This is a genomic window from Shewanella indica, from assembly GCF_002836975.1.
Classification (GTDB): Bacteria; Pseudomonadota; Gammaproteobacteria; order Enterobacterales; family Shewanellaceae; genus Shewanella; species Shewanella indica.
This window is the reverse complement of sequence record NZ_NIJK01000047.1, coordinates 98,436-114,732: the sequence shown is the minus strand read 5'-3', so window position 1 is coordinate 114,732 and position 16,297 is coordinate 98,436. Positions and strand designations below refer to the sequence as shown.

At 53.1% G+C, this 16,297-nt stretch carries 14 protein-coding genes; 6 read left to right on the top strand and 8 right to left on the bottom strand.

The genetic code is table 11. The features are described 5' to 3' along the window. Positions 1-112 precede the first annotated feature (112 nt). The gene (locus CX650_RS16255; RefSeq protein WP_101096426.1) at positions 113-1,663 is read left to right on the top strand and encodes a methyl-accepting chemotaxis protein; all 1,551 of its coding nucleotides are present in this window, start codon (positions 113-115) and stop codon (positions 1,661-1,663) included. Between the two features lie 191 nt (positions 1,664-1,854). On the opposite strand, the gene rnd is transcribed toward CX650_RS16255, so the two are convergent. The 7 genes from rnd to tsaB form a co-directional block, all read right to left on the bottom strand. Further along, positions 1,855-2,964 (bottom strand): ribonuclease D, encoded by a 1,110-nt coding sequence (gene rnd, locus CX650_RS16250; protein ID WP_071476600.1) that lies wholly within the window; start codon positions 2,962-2,964, stop codon positions 1,855-1,857. A 71-nt stretch (positions 2,965-3,035) separates the two neighbouring features. Further along, entirely contained in the window at positions 3,036-4,709 is a 1,674-nt protein-coding gene (gene fadD, locus CX650_RS16245) for a long-chain-fatty-acid--CoA ligase FadD (RefSeq protein ID WP_101096425.1), read from the bottom strand. Positions 4,710-4,913: 204 nt separating this feature from the next. Next, the gene (locus CX650_RS16240; protein ID WP_039033215.1) at positions 4,914-5,807 is read right to left on the bottom strand and encodes an alpha/beta fold hydrolase; all 894 of its coding nucleotides are present in this window, start codon (positions 5,805-5,807) and stop codon (positions 4,914-4,916) included. 21 nt (positions 5,808-5,828) lie between these two features. Beyond that, positions 5,829-6,674: a class I SAM-dependent methyltransferase gene (locus CX650_RS16235; RefSeq protein ID WP_101096424.1), complete on the bottom strand. Its 846-nt coding sequence runs from the start codon at positions 6,672-6,674 to the stop codon at positions 5,829-5,831. A gap of 126 nt (positions 6,675-6,800) precedes the next feature. After that, entirely contained in the window at positions 6,801-7,505 is a 705-nt protein-coding gene (locus CX650_RS16230) for a M50 family metallopeptidase (RefSeq protein ID WP_039033216.1), read from the bottom strand. Continuing rightward, positions 7,492-7,794 (bottom strand): hypothetical protein, encoded by a 303-nt coding sequence (locus tag CX650_RS16225; RefSeq protein ID WP_157823064.1) that lies wholly within the window; start codon positions 7,792-7,794, stop codon positions 7,492-7,494. The genes CX650_RS16230 and CX650_RS16225 overlap by 14 nt, the downstream gene beginning before the upstream one ends. A 59-nt stretch (positions 7,795-7,853) precedes the next feature. Next, a complete protein-coding gene (gene tsaB / locus CX650_RS16220) occupies positions 7,854-8,570 on the bottom strand; it encodes a tRNA (adenosine(37)-N6)-threonylcarbamoyltransferase complex dimerization subunit type 1 TsaB (RefSeq protein ID WP_071476593.1) in 717 nt (238 codons plus the stop codon). Positions 8,571-8,739: 169 nt separating this feature from the next. On the opposite strand from tsaB, the gene CX650_RS16215 reads away from it, so the two are divergent. The 4 genes from CX650_RS16215 (at position 8,740) to hemB (ending at position 12,771) form a co-directional block, all read left to right on the top strand. After that, entirely contained in the window at positions 8,740-10,035 is a 1,296-nt protein-coding gene (locus tag CX650_RS16215) for an MATE family efflux transporter (protein ID WP_101096422.1), read from the top strand. 160 nt (positions 10,036-10,195) lie between these two features. Next, the gene (locus tag CX650_RS16210; RefSeq protein WP_101096421.1) at positions 10,196-11,131 is read left to right on the top strand and encodes a zinc dependent phospholipase C family protein; all 936 of its coding nucleotides are present in this window, start codon (positions 10,196-10,198) and stop codon (positions 11,129-11,131) included. A 44-nt stretch (positions 11,132-11,175) separates the two neighbouring features. Next, the gene (locus tag CX650_RS16205; RefSeq protein WP_101096420.1) at positions 11,176-11,610 is read left to right on the top strand and encodes a hypothetical protein; all 435 of its coding nucleotides are present in this window, start codon (positions 11,176-11,178) and stop codon (positions 11,608-11,610) included. A 150-nt stretch (positions 11,611-11,760) separates the two neighbouring features. Further along, positions 11,761-12,771 (top strand): porphobilinogen synthase, encoded by a 1,011-nt coding sequence (hemB, locus tag CX650_RS16200; RefSeq protein WP_101056902.1) that lies wholly within the window; start codon positions 11,761-11,763, stop codon positions 12,769-12,771. A gap of 113 nt (positions 12,772-12,884) precedes the next feature. On the opposite strand, the gene CX650_RS16195 is transcribed toward hemB, so the two are convergent. Next, complete coding sequence (locus tag CX650_RS16195; RefSeq protein WP_101096419.1) at positions 12,885-14,825, bottom strand: DNA repair helicase YoaA; 1,941 nt, start codon at positions 14,823-14,825, stop codon at positions 12,885-12,887. Between the two features lie 573 nt (positions 14,826-15,398). Here CX650_RS16195 and hisG point away from each other — a divergent pair. Beyond that, positions 15,399-16,295, top strand: a complete 897-nt coding sequence (hisG, locus tag CX650_RS16190) for an ATP phosphoribosyltransferase (RefSeq protein WP_101096418.1) — start codon at positions 15,399-15,401, stop codon at positions 16,293-16,295. The last annotated feature ends 2 nt before the right edge of the window (positions 16,296-16,297 follow it).

Genomic DNA, 16,297 nt, shown 5'->3' with positions numbered 1-16,297 from the left:
ACTTTTGCAAGTTATTATATTACAATCATAATCCATTCGTGCCCTGTCACAAATTTGACACTTCTCTTTGTTGATAATCGTCCGCTGTATTAATCCAGCTTAAACAAACACGATGAACAGAGATTTGCCCATTACCGACATTGAAACACCTGTGACGGAAGATGCCCGCATTCTATCCACCACAGATCTCAAAGGGCGCATCACCCATATCAATCAAGAATTTATTGATCTTTGCGGCTTTTCTCGTGAGGAACTCTTGGGGCATGGTCACAACATAGTGCGCCATCCTCATATGCCCAAGGCGGCGTTTGCCGATCTCTGGCATCAAGTCAAAAATGGCAACAGCTGGATGGGCTTGGTTAAAAATCGCCGCAAAGACGGCGGTCACTACTGGGTCAATGCCTACGTCACCCCGATTCGCCGCAAGGGTAAAATAGTTGAGTATCAATCAGTACGTACCAAGGCGAGCCCTGATCTTATCGCCAGAGCCGAAAACTGCTACCAGGCCATCAATCAAGGAAAATCGATACTGCCACGCTTTCGAATAGGGCTAACGGCAAAGCTAGCGCTCTGTTGGGGCGCATCACTGCTATCCCTGGTGACCCTGCCCTGGCTAAGCGGTCTCTGGCTACTTGTGCCGGTCAGCGCAGCGGCAACTTTGATGGGCTGGAGTCTTTTCAGGCTCAAACAAAGGTTAAATAATGTCAGTCAACTCAGCCGCGGAGTACAGAATAATCCACTGATGCAGGCTATTTACTGCAACAGCACAGATGAACTCGCCGAGCTGGAATTGAGTTTGAGAATGCAGCAGGCCGAGATATTCGCCATCACAGGACGGATAAAAGACAGCGGTGAGATCCTCGATAACAGTTTAAGTGCCCATCAGGCCGCCGTCGATGCCAACTACCGCGAACTGTCACAGCAAACCGGTGCTCTGAAACAGCAAGGTGATGCCATCAACGAGCTCAGAGGTGCCGTGACCGAGATTGCTGATACATCAGCCGAAACGGCCAACGAGGTGACTGAACTTGAACAAAGCAACCGCCACACTCTAGAAGCTCTGGTCGCCAGCCGCGCCGCCAACAGCGAAGTCACCGCTCTGCTTGCGAAGGTTGAAGCACAGTTGCTGGCATTGGACAAACGCTGCAGTAGTATAAACACTGTGCTGGAAGTGATTGAACAACTTTCTGATCAAACCAATCTGCTGGCGCTCAATGCGGCTATCGAAGCGGCCCGAGCCGGTGAAGCCGGGCGCGGATTTGCCGTAGTGGCCGATGAGGTACGTAACCTTGCAATGCGCTCCTCTGAATCCGCCGGTGAAATACATCAAATTATTGCCGAGCTCAGTCTGCAAAGTCGCCAGACAGTGACCGAGATGGAGCGCAGCCAGCAACTGACCAAAGAAAGTCTGCAACTGGAGCAAAAGTTGGCGCAACGGTTGGACGAAGCCACCAGTGCACTGGGCCGAATTGCCGCCCATAGCCAGCAAATAGCCGTTGCCACCGAGCAGCAAGCCTGTGTGGTAGAACAGTTACACCGCCATTCAGAACAGTTACAACAGGGCGTTGGCTGTTTAACCGATAACAGTGAAGCCGCAAGCCATCACGGAAAGGAGCTCACCAGGCAAAGCGAACGTCAAAAAGAGCTCATCGCCCAGTTTTGACAACAAAGCAACGGCGTTATTTTTCCAGGTAGGCGCCATTTGCCAAAGCGTGTAAAAACACCTGTGTTTATCTATGGCATTCCCCTCATGGAAACCGCGCTAAAACATACAACGCGGCTCCCTGAAGGGAATGCCAAAAATTTACCAGTCAAGTGTATCTAAGTACCAAAGTAATATAAGTCAAACCTGGATCAGAGAGCCAATTTCGCCAATTTATCAGCTACAAGTTGGCCGCGCCATCCCAGCAACACCAAGGGAGTGGGTCCCTGTTTACCGTCCCATATCCACTCAAGATATTCATGAATATGGCGCTTGGAGCCAAGCAACTCCATAGGCACACTTTCGGATTCTGCAACCTCGCTCAAGCACTGCTTAATGCTCTTGAAAGCGCTCTTGTACCCTGGTTTGAGCGCCAGCACATCCAAGGGCTCAGGTAGATTACTCATATCCGCCTTGGCCATAACCTTGAGCACGTCTTTGGCGTAAAGACGCTTTTCATGATCCGTCAGCTCTTTCATGGCAAGCACGTCATTGATCCCTCTGGGCTGGCGTTTGGCCAAACCGATAAGGGCATGATCTTTCATGACAAAACCCAGCGCCATATCCTTTGCCAACGCCTTACGCAAACGCCAGGCCGCCAGTACCTTGAGCACAGCCAATTGGGGTGTACTCAACTGAAAGGCGTTCTTGACCCTAAGATAGGCCGTGTCTTCATCCGGCGGATCCAGACGCCCTTCGGTCATGCGTTGACTCTCTTCCAATGCCCACTCAATCCTGCCCTGCTGCTGCAGTTTCTGCTGCAACTGGGGATAGAGTTGGTAAAGATAATAGACATCATTGGCGGCGTAGCTGAGCTGCGCCTCTGATAACGGCCTTTTCAGCCAGTCAGTACGGGACTCGCCCTTGTCAAGCTCCACTCCCAGACATTCATGTACCAGCTTGGCATAACCCAAGCCATGACCCAGGCCGGCAATGGCCGCCGCCAATTGGCTGTCAAACAAAGGCTTGGGCTGGCACAAGCCCTGGCGGGCAAACACTTCCAAGTCTTCACTGCAGGAATGCAACAACTTGGTGATCTTCTCATCGGTCAACAAGGCCCAGAAGCCCGACAGATCCGAGATGGCCAAAGGGTCTATCAGCGCCAGAGTCTTGCCGTCATAGGCCTGAATAAGCCCTAAACAAGCATAATAAGTGCGGGTGCGTACAAATTCGGTATCCAGCACCAGCAGTTCAGCCTCACGGTATTGAGCTACCAACTGTGCCAGGGTGGCGTCATCTTTTACATACAGGTAATCTTGCAACTTCAACTCCCATCCTGCGCGAGTTTCCAGGTCTCGGAAACACAAGAGCCGGCTGGCGCCGGCTCTCTATATTATGCAGATTTGGCCTCATCTCTGAGTTCTCTGCGCAGGATCTTTCCTACATTGGTTTTCGGCAATTCGTCCCTGAATTCTATCAGCTTCGGCACCTTATATCCTGTTAAATGATGGCGACAGTGTTTGATAAGCTCTTTCTCGGTCAAAGATTTGTCTTTTGCAACCACAAAAATCTTCACCAGTTCACCACTGACCTCATGTGGCACACCCACGGCGGCTACTTCAACCACCTTGGGATGCAAGGCCACCACCTCTTCCACTTCATTGGGGAAAACGTTGAAGCCGGAAACCAGGATCATGTCCTTCTTGCGATCGACAATATAGAAAAAGCCTTTTTCATCCATATAGCCGATATCGCCTGTGGCCAGCCAACCATCCTTGTCGATCACCTTGGCCGTTTCTTCCGGACGTTGCCAGTAGCCAAGCATCACCTGAGGCCCTTTGGCAAAAAGTTCGCCCGTCTCCCCCTGAGGCAACACCTGACCATCATCGCTACGCACTTGAATTTGTGTCGAGGGCGCAGGCAAGCCGATAGAGCCGTTGTAACCGGCCAAATCATAAGGGCAGCAAGCAACCAGAGGTGAAGCTTCGGTCAGGCCATAGCCTTCGAGCAAGCGGGTCTTGGTGATGTTCTGCCATTTGTCGGCCACGGCGCGCTGCACCGCCATACCGCCACCAATCGAGAGTTTGAGGCGGGAGAAGTCCAAAGCAGCAAACTCTTCACTGTTGACCAGGGCGTTAAACAAGGTGTTCACCCCAGTGAGAGCAGTGAAAGGTGTTTTCTTGAGTTCGGCCACAAATCCCGGGATATCCCTGGGATTGGTGATCAGTAAGTTGTTGGCGCCTTTATGCAGGAACAGCAAACAGTTCACAGTTAAGGCGAAAATATGATAAAGCGGCAAGGCGGTTACCACAAACTCCTTGCCGTCGTTGAGCAAAGGGGCATAGGCACCGTTGGCCTGCAATACGTTGGCAACTATGTTGCCATGGCTGAGCATGGCCCCCTTGGAAACGCCTGTAGTACCACCGGTATACTGCAAAAAGGCGATATCGTCACTCTTGACCACAGGCTTGACGTATTGCGCCTTTTTACCCGCCCGAAGCGCACGACGCATGGATATGGCGTGTGGCAATGAGTATTTGGGCACCAGGCGCTTAATATACTTCACCACAAAATTAACCAGGGTACCCTTTGGGGTACTCAAAAGATCGCCAAGCCCAGTGATAATCACGTTTTTGACCGGAGTTTGATCGACCACTTGCTCCAGCGTGCTGGCAAAATTGGACACTACCACTATCGCCTTGGCGCCAGAATCGACCAACTGATGCTTGAGTTCTCTCGGGGTATAGAGCGGATTGACATTGACCACAACCATGCCTGCTCGCAACACACCAAACAGAGCGATGGGGTATTGCAGCAGGTTTGGCATCATGATCGCCACCCGATCGCCCTTCTGCAATTTGAGATCATTTTGCAAATAGGCGGCAAAGGCACGACTGCGCTCTTCCAGTTTTCGGTACGTCAGGGTTACGCCCATATTAACGAAGGCGGGTTGATCGGCGTAAGTATTGACCGCTGATTCCAACATCTCCAGCAAGGAAGCATAGCGGCTGGTATCAATTTCGGCAGGCACGTCGGCAGGCAAACTGTTAATCCAGGGCTGGTCCACAAATCTCTCCTAAAATTCCGTCTTCAGCGGAAACGACTCTCTCTGTCGTTAAAGCCCGCAGCGTCTGCGGGCAAAGCACTGAGTATTTTTATAAAGTTCTTATTAAGGCCTTGGGCCTCGACTCTTGGTAGTTAACTTTCGCGCCGCAAAAATCATACGGGCGTTTAAAATTTTGATCATCATCACATAAAAGCTTTTATTTGCCTAGTCCCCCGGATTGGATTTTCTACCTTGGAGAAATCCGGCCAGAGTTTGCGCTACCTCATCGGCATTCTCCATATGCAGATGGTGATCCCCTTGGAGTTGCACTACTTGCAACTCGCTGTACCAGGCGCGGGCCTGGGGTAAACTCTGCACCAATCCGGGAAATCCTTGCTCACCCGTGATAAGCAAGCTTGGGATGGCGATTCCCTGCATCAGGGATGCTACCTGCTCAAAACAAAGTCGCATCGGCGAGTCGAGCCTTAGCCTTGGGTCGCTGCGCCATCTGGCGCCGTATGCATCAATTTGCATATTGCGCGTCACCAATAATCTGGACCAAGGCTCGGCCAGTCCAGTCAACTGCACTCTGGCTTTGATGGCCGGCTCAATACTGTCATAAACCACTTGGCTACGTTTGCTGCCGAGCATACGCTTATGGGCAGCAAAGCTCTTTCTCAGCCTGGGTTTAGCCTGCTCCACCGCCTCATAGAGAGGAGCAAAGGCTTCAATCAACAGTAACTTATCGACACGCTCAGGAAACGCTGCGGCATAAGCACTGGCGACAATCCCTCCCAGCGAGTGCCCCAACAAAGTGACTGGCGCATCACCGGCCAAGCTGCCCAGCAGCAGCTCAAGATCATACAGATAATCAATCCAGTGCAGCGGATAACGCCCTGGCCTGTGATCCGATAAACCATGTCCCGGCCAGTCGATGGCAAGAATACGATAATCATTCATCAGCTTCTCGGCCAAAGGGGCAAAGCTGTTACTGTTATCCAGCCATCCATGCAATGCCAGTAACAGCGGCTTATCCTCCGCTCCCCAGCATTGTGCCGCCAGCGTGAGGTGCGGCAGCGGGAGCTTCAGTGCTTTTACGGGGGCGGAAGGTTGCCACATAATGCCTCTGTTGTCAGTGTATCAGTTCGCTTTTTTGATAAATTTGAGTGTCATACGGTCACTTTCTCCTATCTTGAGATAAGTGTCCCTGTCCTGCTCACCCAATCGCAATGTCGGCGGTAAGGTCCAAACGCCTTTAGGGTAATCCTTACTGTCCTTGGCATTGGCATTGATCTCACAGCTGGCTTCCAAGGTGAAGCCGACCTTTGCTGCCAGTGCTATCATCTCATCCTGCATCATGTAACCGCTGTCAGGGCCATTACCGGCTTTGCCCCTGTGCTCAACCACTCCAAAGACGCCGCCATCTTTAAGCACATTAAAGGCAGCCTGAAACACGGTTTGCAGTTGCCCCTGACTGGCCCAGTTATGCAGGTTTCTGAACGTCAGTACCGTATCGGCGCTGGCATCTTCTCCCAGTTTTACCTGTGCTGGAGGATCCAAAACCACCTGTTTGATTTTGCCGAGCTCTTTGGGGTGAGTTTGCAGCCATTCAAGATAACGCTTGCCCGCTTTGGCCCGATAACGGCTGCCCGGGGTGTCCTCTTGCGGCTCTGTGTTAAAACCGGCGGCAATATACTGCCCCTTATCCGCCAACATGGGCGCCAGGATTTCTGTGTACCAACCGCCGCCTGGCCAGAGTTCAATCACGGTTTGCTCCGCCGTGATCCCGAAAAAAGCCAGCGTCTGCTCTGGATGACGATATTGGTCGCGCTCGACATTGGCTTCCCGACGAAAGTCACTGTTAACCGCCTCCAGCAACGCCTGTTCGCCGGCCTGCGCCGCACCGCTGCCAAGCAGCATGCCTGCCAATAGCCACGCCTTGCCAAGCGGCGTTGCCAGCTTACGATTGAATTGCTTGTATTCCATTTCCCTTCTCCTTTGAATCTGGACTTATGCTGCGGCAACAGACCCGCCGACACGACTTTTTGGCACGCACTGGTGCCAAATAAGATTGGAGTTCAAGCTAACAGTGAGCGGCAGACTTGCCAAGGATCAGTTTGATTTTCCATCTATGCGGCGCCAGCAAAGCAGCAGCGCCAATAAGCCGGAAGCGAACCACAGCAATACCCAGACGAACGCAGGCACCCAACTGTGCTCGGCCAACAATACCGCATCCCCCCTGTCGTCCAGCCCCAGCAACACGGCAGGGCTGGCGAGCGCATTGAGCATCACCATCAAGGCCACCAGGCGCAGGCTACCGCTGAGCAGTCGGTTGCCGCCAAATTTCAACGGCAGCAGAAACAATACACTCAGACTAATGAGAATACTCAGGGTAAGTAAGTCCCGCCCCCACAGCAGTATGGTGAGCAGCACCAAGGCGCCGATAAAGGCAAAACTTACACGGATCCCCCGCGGCCAAGTGGCCAGGTGGTAAAGCAGGCAGCCCCAAAAGGCCGCGCCCAAATAACCACTGAAGCCGATAAGGAGCGGCCAACCGCCCTGACTGAAACAGAAACCGGCGCCATTCGGAAAGAGTTGGATATGGCTGACAATCCCGCCGCTCAACAGCGTTGCCAGCGCATGGGACAACTCATGAAAATAGCTTTCCAGCCATTTGAAAGGCACTGAGACATAGGGCAAATGAGTCAACATCAAGGCCAGCAAGAGTTCCAGCAGAAACTGGCCTCTTCCCGGTAATTGCGCAGAATGGCAAGGTTTTACAAACGCGTTATCGGCGGGGCTATCAGGCGTAGACATCTATGCCCACCATGGCTGAAATAGCGTCACGCTGCGCGGCGTGTTGAGTATGGAGATAGAGGGCGATTGCGTCTGAATAACCGGCAGTTTCCCGCTTCAGTTGCTCTCTTTGCTGGTATTTGTCATTAAGGGCTTGGCTGTCAAACTCGAGCAACTGTCTGGATGGGCTGACAAGGATTTCATTTTGAGTCTCAACGGTTTGCTGGGCACGCTCCGGAGGTCTATTGCCGGCTACCGCCTGCGACAGACTTTGAACTGCACCCGGATGTCCCGTCTGCTTGATCATCATGATACTGCTTTGCTCTCCGTTTGCCCCAAGCCCATGAGGCAGTTAACCCGCCTGAAGCCCTATTCCCTTCCCGGCAGTTTTTTCCAGGCAACTGTATCTCGCAAGTACACAGGCGCCAGCTCATCGACCGAGGTGGCCTGTCCTTGTTGCCAGCCAAGGCTTGCCAAAGCAAGCATAGCACTGGCTTGAGGATATTTCACCGCATCAAGCAAGGTCAAGTTCTCGGCATGTTGTAACAGTGCCGGGTAGGCGTCAAACCCTGTGCCACAGCAATACACCTTATCCGCATTGGCAAAGGGCGAGGTCATTGTCTCAGGGGCGCTCACTTGCTCTATGCCCACCAGTTTGGCCAGGCCGGATTCCTGTTCAAACGCCGCCCAATAGATTTCGCCCATGCGGGCATCTATGGCACAAATCACCTGCTGCGCACCATGTTCGGTTATCGCTTGCTGCGCCATGGCGGCCAAGGTAGAGATACCGATTACAGGTACATCCAGCCCCAGCGCCAGCCCTTGAGTCATAGAGGTGCAGATGCGGATACCGGTGAAACTGCCTGGCCCTCGGCCATAGGCGATAAGACCGATATCCTGCATCTTGAGCCCGGATTGGCTCAGCAAGTTCTCTATCATGGGCAGCAATCTTTGGCTATGTTCACGGGGAGCATCGACAGATTCGGCAATACTGCCACCTTGCCATGCCAGCGCCGCTGAGCAGAGTTCGGTACAGGTATCCAGAGCCAGAATAACAGGAGAATTGGCAAGTGTAGTCGATGTCATGGTTTAAACCTTGATAAGCGAAGGTATAGCCTTCGGCGAGTTAATAGCGGCGGGATCATACCATCAAATACGCCGAAACCAAGCCCGGATCTGCCCTTGTGATCCTTATCATGGACAATGAGAACAGTTCTCAACTAATATAGAGTCCCCTTTTCGGTTAGCGTCTGTTATGTCCAGCCTCTCTCAGTCTTCCAATGAAACCGCAGTTTCGCGGTTGAAACGTGCCTTTGTCGCCGGTATTTGGGCCACGCTCATCAGCATAGCAATCGGGTTTTCCTTTAAAGTCTGGCTCGCAAGCTGGGTTCCCAAGGCGGATCTGGCTATCTACCACACGGTTATCGATATCATCTCGCTGTCACTGATCCTGATGACAGGCTTTCGCTCGTCTATGGTGGTGTCTTACAGCCAGACCCGCAACGACAGGGATATCATCAATATTTTCCGCTATGTGCTGATCCTTGTAGTACTGCTGACCTGGGGCATCATACTGCCCTATATCAAGCACAAACTCGCCATAGATGTGGAGTACCTGCAACTGGTGGGCATTATAGTCAGCATGGGGCTCAAGGTGTACTTTACCAACCTGGTTGCCATGTATCGTCTCTATGAAATCAGCAACAAGGTAACCTGGATGGAGCCGCTGTCTTTGGTGCTGGCCTTTGCCATCTGTTACTACGGGCTGAGTATGGCGCCGCTGGGGGCACTCTTTTACGCCACGACGCTATCGTCTCTGATTATCGCGGCCTTTATGTATCTGAGAAGGCGGCGTCAAATCGCCACCGCGCCACTCGCCAAGGTCAATCTGGAGCCGGCGCTGAAAAGTTTTATGAAGCGCAGTGTCACCGCCTCGCTCGAGGCAGGCTCCAGCATTCTGATGATCTATATTACCGTACTGCTGACCATACGTTATTTCAGCGTCGAAGAGCTGGGGGATTTCCAAGTGGTGGTCAGGCCGGTATTTACCTATATGACCTTGCTGTTTGTATTCCCCATCTACCGCTTCGTATTGCCGGAATTGGCGGTATGTGTTCGCGCCCGGGACAATGAACAGATCCGCGCCATCAAACACTGGCTCTACAAGCTGGCGCTGATTGTCAGCATCAGTTTCTTTGTTGTCATGCTGCTGGGCGGCGAGAGCCTGTTCAGAATGCTGTTTCCGCCCCAGTATCACGGCGCCGTCCCGGTACTGTTGCACTATGCCATTTTCTTCATCTTTCTGATGCTCAACGGTTATCAACTGGCCTATATCAAGGCCGAAGGCTACTTCAATGCCAGTTTGCTGATCCGCCTGGCCGGCATCATTACTCTAATAGGCGCTTTCTTCCTGCTCAGGCAATTGACGGCCAATGTGGTGGCGGTGATCCTCGCTCTCGGCTGCGGTTACTTGATGATGTACCTGATAGGTGCTCTGGTGGAGCGCCATATCCGCCGCAGTAAAGCACCGGCTTCAGCGGCCATTTCCTAAGGAAGGTTTGCGTGTATCAACCAAGGAAAGCGGCCAGTCTGATTTACTCGTGAGTAAATTGTGCTTGATAGTAGCTTCGGGCTATGGCCGTTGTCACCTTAAGCGGCTAAGGTTAACCCCAAGGAACAGCACGCAATAGCAAAGGATTGGAGGCCAGGGAATGCCAGGCGCCTATGCACACCTCACAATGGTCAACAGCCTCAGACAGCCACTTGAGCTCGAGGCTGTTCCCCATATGCCCAAGGCCGCTATTCGCGCTTTACTGAAACACTTCAAGTACTGCGAGCTTGGGGCGGTCAGCCCGGATTATCCCTATCTTGCTCTCAATGATCGCCAACAGGCCAAAAGCTGGGCCGACAAGATGCATTACCAGCATAGCGGCGAAATGCTCAAAGCCGGCGTGCGTCACCTGGCATGCTGCGAAGGGGAAGAACGTGACAAGGGCCTGGCCTGGTTGCTGGGCTATTGTGCCCATGTGATCACAGATGTCACTGTCCATCCGGTTATTGAGATGAAGGTAGGCCCCTACGAAGACAACGCCGATGCCCACAGGCATTGTGAAATGCATCAGGATGCCTACATCTATCCCAAGCTCAATCTCGGGGCAATAGGTCTATCCGAACACCTGGATTCCGGCATTGCCGCCTGCTGCGATGCCACAGGCCAGAAGCTGGATCCTGTCATAGAGAGATTGTGGGACAACTGCTTCAGAGATGTTTATATCGAGGAATGGGCCAGTAACCCGCCGGCCATCAATGACTGGCATAAAGGCTTTATCACTGTGGTGGACAAAATTGCCGAGGAAGGCAACAGACTGCTGCCGTTTGCCCGCCACCTGGGCGTCAAGTTCGCCGTCCTCTACCCGGAGCAGGAGCAGATTGAAAAAGCGTATTTAACCCTAGCTACCCCTGAGGGCGAGATGCATTATGACGAGATTTTTCTGCGCGCCAGAGAAAAGGTCAAACACTTTTGGCAACTTATCGCCACTGGCGTGCTTGAGCAAGACAGCGCGTACCTGGAAAGTATCAAAAACTGGAATTTGGACACGGGCCGGAATGCCGCCGGTGAGCTGGCGTTTTGGCAGGAACAGACCTAACAGGAACTAGCGCCGACCTACTATTTATAGATAAGGATTCAAGGATGAAATCAATTTTCCATCAAGGCCCAATCGTTTGCCTGCTGCTGGCGCTGCTACCGACACTTGGTGGTTGCGGTCTTGGTGACAGGCATGATCAGGACTACCAACAACTGGCACCGGCACTGACCAAGGTAACCAGCGCCGCCGAAGCCACCATACGTTATGAAAATCATCCGGCCAATCTCGACGGCCAAACTTTATTGGCGTTGGCCACAGCCCATGACGCCTCCCTGCTCGAACCATTCAATCAATACCAACTGCACCTGTTTCGTATCGAAGATCATGCCCTCTTGTTGCTGTGCAGCGCAGATGGTGAACAGGCATTGATGGAAGACAGTGGCTGCACCGCCAAGCTCGACAAGCAGCAATGGCAACAAGGCACAAGTCCCTGTGAGACCAGTATTGCACCTGCCAACATCTGCCTGGGTGAACTGTGACCCCCGTCATAGTATCGCGTTTCCTGCAAAGGGTATCCTAGGCGCACTTGGGCGCTTGCGCCCTTTAACCTCAATAGCTTAGTGCTGGTTACCGAGTCTTGAGACAGTATTTGGCAACCACGCATCCGCCATAGCAGTAAAGGAACTCTCATGTCAGACAGTCATTGCCGTCACGGCAGCTTCACCAAACCTCTTCGTCGTCTTCGCCGTCTTCGCAGCTCAGAAGCCATGCGGGATCTGGTTCGCGAGCAGCAAGTTTCCCTGACAGATCTGGTGCACCCACTGTTCATCGAAGAAGGCATTACAGAGCCTGTGGCCATCAGCACCCTTCCCGGGATCAGCAGATTGCCCGAAAGCATGCTCGCAGCAGAGATCCGTGAACTGAAGGCCCTCGGGGTTCGCTATGTGATGCCCTTTGGTATTTCACACCATAAAGATGCCATCGGCAGCGATACCTGGAACGATGACGGGCTGTTGGCTCGGATGATCCGCACCATCAAGCAGGAAGCACCCGAGATGCTGGTGATCCCGGATATCTGTTTCTGCGAGTACACAGATCACGGCCACTGCGGTGTGGTCGAGCACAATGAAGTCTGTAATGACGCGACTGTGGAAAACCTGGTCAAGCAGTCTGTCTGCGCTGCCCGCGCCGGTGCCGACATGCTGGCTCCTTCGGCCATGATGGACGGCCAAATTCGGGCCATACGTGAGGGCCTGGATGCGGCCGGTTTTGAAAATGTCGCCATTTTGGCCCACTCGGCCAAGTTTGCTTCCTCTTTCTATGGCCCATTCCGGGCGGCGGTAGATTGTGAACTCAGCGGCAATCGTAAAGGTTATCAACTGGATAGCGCCAATGGCCGGCAAGCGCTGTTGGAGGCCCTGCTCGATGAAGAGGAAGGCGCCGATATTCTGATGGTTAAGCCAGGTACGCCTTATCTGGATGTGTTGTCACAATTGAGAGAGCGTACCGAGTTACCTTTGGCGGCTTATCATGTGGGCGGTGAATATGCCGGGATCAAGTTCGCTGCTCTGGCCGGCGCTCTGGACGAAAGGGCCGTGGTTACCGAAAGCTTTGTCGGCTTCAAACGCGCCGGTGCCAGCTTGATTGTCAGCTACTACACCAAGCAATTTGCTTCCTGGCTGGCCGCAGATCGCGGCTAATCGCTAGTACAGAGAGCAAAAAGGCGCCTGAAAGTAGGCGCCTTTTTGCTATCAATTTATTTGTCCCAAAAATTTGATAAACACTATCAATAACAGTATCCAACTGTTTTTAATCAATTTATACCTTCAAGAAAAGACAAGGCAGATTGCAAATTGCGGGTTCTGTACATGGGCGGCAAGGAGTTGAGAAATGCCTGACCATAGCTGCGATTGACGATGCGATTATCACAGAGAATTAGCACACCGCGGTCGCTCTCATCACGAATGAGCCGTCCAACACCCTGCTTGAGTGCTATCACCGCCTGGGGCAAGGCCAACTCCACAAAGGGGTCACCCTGTCGCTTGTTGATCTCTGCGGCTCTGGCGCGATAGAGATTATCGTCCGGAGACACAAAGGGCAGTTTGTCGATTATCACGCAAGAGAGTAACTTGCCGCGCACATCCACACCTTCCCAAAAACTGCCGGTGCCCAGCAGCACGGCATTACCCAGCTGACGAAACTTTTTCAGCAAGGTCTGCTTACCGGCGCTGCCTTGCACCAGGAGTGGATAACGACTGCGACCATGAAGCGCCTGCGCCACCCGTTGGAGCATCCTGTGACTGGTAAACAAAATAAAGGTTCGGCCCTTGGCCGCATTAATCGCCTGCTCACACACCTCAAGCAGGCGCCGAAACTGATAATCCCCTTCAGAGCGCACATCCCCAAGCTCCCTGGGGACACACAAAATTGCCTGGCGCCGATAGTCAAAGGGGCTGTCCAGAATAAGCTCCCTGGCCCCCTTAAGTCCCAATGTCCGGCAAAAATGGCTCAGGCTGCGATTCACCTGTAGCGTTGCCGAGGTAAATAGCCAACGGGTTTGCACCTCAAACAGCGCCTGACACGCCTTGGCAACATCAATAGGCGCCATTCTCAGCGTCGGCAGACGACTGCCCTGCTCTATGCTGTAAGCCGCACTTTGATCTTCACAGTTGAAAAACTGCTGCAGCAGCCCGCAGTAATCGAGCCATTTTTCCAGGCAATCATCCAGTTCATCACTGCGGCCGATATTGGCCAGCATCACCCGCTCCAGCGCCCGAAACTCTTCGAGCAGCTGCCAGCATTGCCTTGCAAGTTCTTTATCGGCCAACAAGGGACGCCAGTCGCTTTGCCCGGAAGCCTGGGTCATCTGCGCCCAATCCGCCAGGCGGGAGCCGCAGCGCCTGGCGAGATCGCTCAGTTGTGAAGTATCCCTGAGTTCCTGTTGATATACCGCTTCCACCCGCTCCAGCACTCGCTGCATGGCCGCGAGCGACAGCTGGCGCCCAAAGTAGGTTACGGCGATATCGGCAAGCAGATGAGCCTCATCGAAAATCACCGCATCGGCATCGGGCAATAACTCGGCAAAGCCGGTATCCTTGAGGATCCTATCGGCAAAAAACAGATGATGGTTAACCACGATAATCCTGGCTTCCAGGCTTTTCTGTCTGGCCTTGCGGGTAAAGCAGCTGTCATAGAAGGCGCAGCGCTTGCCGGTGCAGCGCTCTTTCGAAGAAGCCACCAGCGCCAGTGCCGGCGACTGCTCGGAAACCGTGGCCAGCGTGCCAAGATCGCCATCTGTGCTGGCCGCGGCCCATTGATTTATCCTGAGCAGATCATCAAGCACTTCCGGGCTGCGGCTCTGGGCACCATCCAACTGCTGCTCCAGCAATAACTGACACAGATAATTGTTGCGCCCTTTGAGCAGCGCCACCCGAACTTGCAGATCCAGCATCTGCAGCAAGGCCGGCAGATCTTTATAAAACAGCTGTTCTTGCAAGTTCTTTGAGCCGGTGGAGACAATCACCTGCTTACCGGAGAGCAGCGCCGGGATCAGATAACCGAAGGTTTTGCCAACCCCGGTGCCGGCTTCGAGCACCAAAGGCACTGCAGCACCGCTTGGGCCATGGAGTAACTGGGCCACTTCGCGGGCCATCTCCAGTTGCGGTTCTCTGGGCTTGAAGCCCCTGATATTGGAGGCCAAAGGGCCGCCCGGGGCGAAGGCCAGTGCCGTTTCGCTGACGAGTCGATTACGCATTGTGCTCCATTTTGCCCTGGGGTATGGCGTGCATTATCACTATTTGAGTGACGGATACAAGGGACAAACCTTATCGCCAAGCCGCTCTAGCCAACAGAATTGGCATTGATATAGTTAACATAACCACTTAAACCAAACTCTTCAGGCTAAGGATTCGCAAACTTATGCTCAAGCGGGACCGTAAGCCGACGCAGAGCACACATGGGACTTGTTCGCCCCTTCCCTTGATGAATCCTTTTCAAGCAGCAGATATTTTTTTGATTTTGGGTGTTGCAAATTCCTGCCAAAGGGATTAGCTTAAAAACACACCAGCCGAATCGGCTCAGAATTGAATGTTTATGCGCTGCCAAATTACAGCGTGAAATCACAGGATTTATTACATGACACAGCTTCGCAACGCTATCCATCATCACCACCACGAGCGGTAGCCTTCGGAGCTGACTGCCGAAGGTTCATTCCTTCTGGCGGTTGATTCATAAGATCTGAAAACCCCTGGAAGGAATTCCGGGGGTTTTTCGTTTCCGGATTTGAGTTTTTTAACCAAGATTGAATTGACCAACAGGAATGACCACTATGACTTCAAATCGACTGCGCATCGCCATCCAGAAATCGGGCCGGCTTTCGAAAGAATCACAACAACTGCTGAAAAACTGCGGCGTAAAATTCACCGTCAACGAACAGCGTCTGATAGCCCACGCCGACAATATGCCACTGGATCTGCTGCGGGTGCGTGATGACGACATTCCCGGCCTGGTCATGGATGGCGTGGTCGATTTGGGGATCATTGGCGAGAATGTGCTGGAAGAGGAGCAGATAGAACGGCAGACACTGGGCAAACCTTCGGCCTGCAACAAACTCAGACAACTGGACTTCGGCGCCTGCCGTTTATCGCTGGCGGTACCCAGTGAGTTCCCTTATCAGGACGCCGCCTCACTGGAAGGCTTGCGAATTGCCACCTCCTACCCCAACCTGCTTCGCCGTTTTATGCAAAATAAAGGCATAAGTTATCGCGACTGTATGCTCAAGGGCTCAGTAGAAGTCGCTCCCCGCGCCGGACTCGCCGACGGGATCTGCGATCTGGTTTCCACCGGCGCTACTCTGGAAGCCAATGGCTTGTACGAGACCGAAGTGATCTTTCGCTCTATGGCCTGTGTCATCCAATCACATCAAACCCAAACCCCGGCCAAACAGGCCTTGATCGACAAGCTGATGAGCCGGGTCAACGGCGTCATCCGCGCCCGTGAAAGCAAATATATCCTGCTGCACGCTCCCACTGAAACCCTGGAGCAGATTGTTGCCCTGCTGCCCGGCGCGGAGAACCCCACAGTGTTGCCGCTCAACGATGACAGCAACCGGGTCGCCATCCACGCGGTCAGCACCGAAGATCTGTTCTGGGACACAATGGAAGAGCTGACCAAGCTCGGTGCCAGCTCGATTCTGGTAATGCCAATTGAAAAGATGATGGGGTGAAG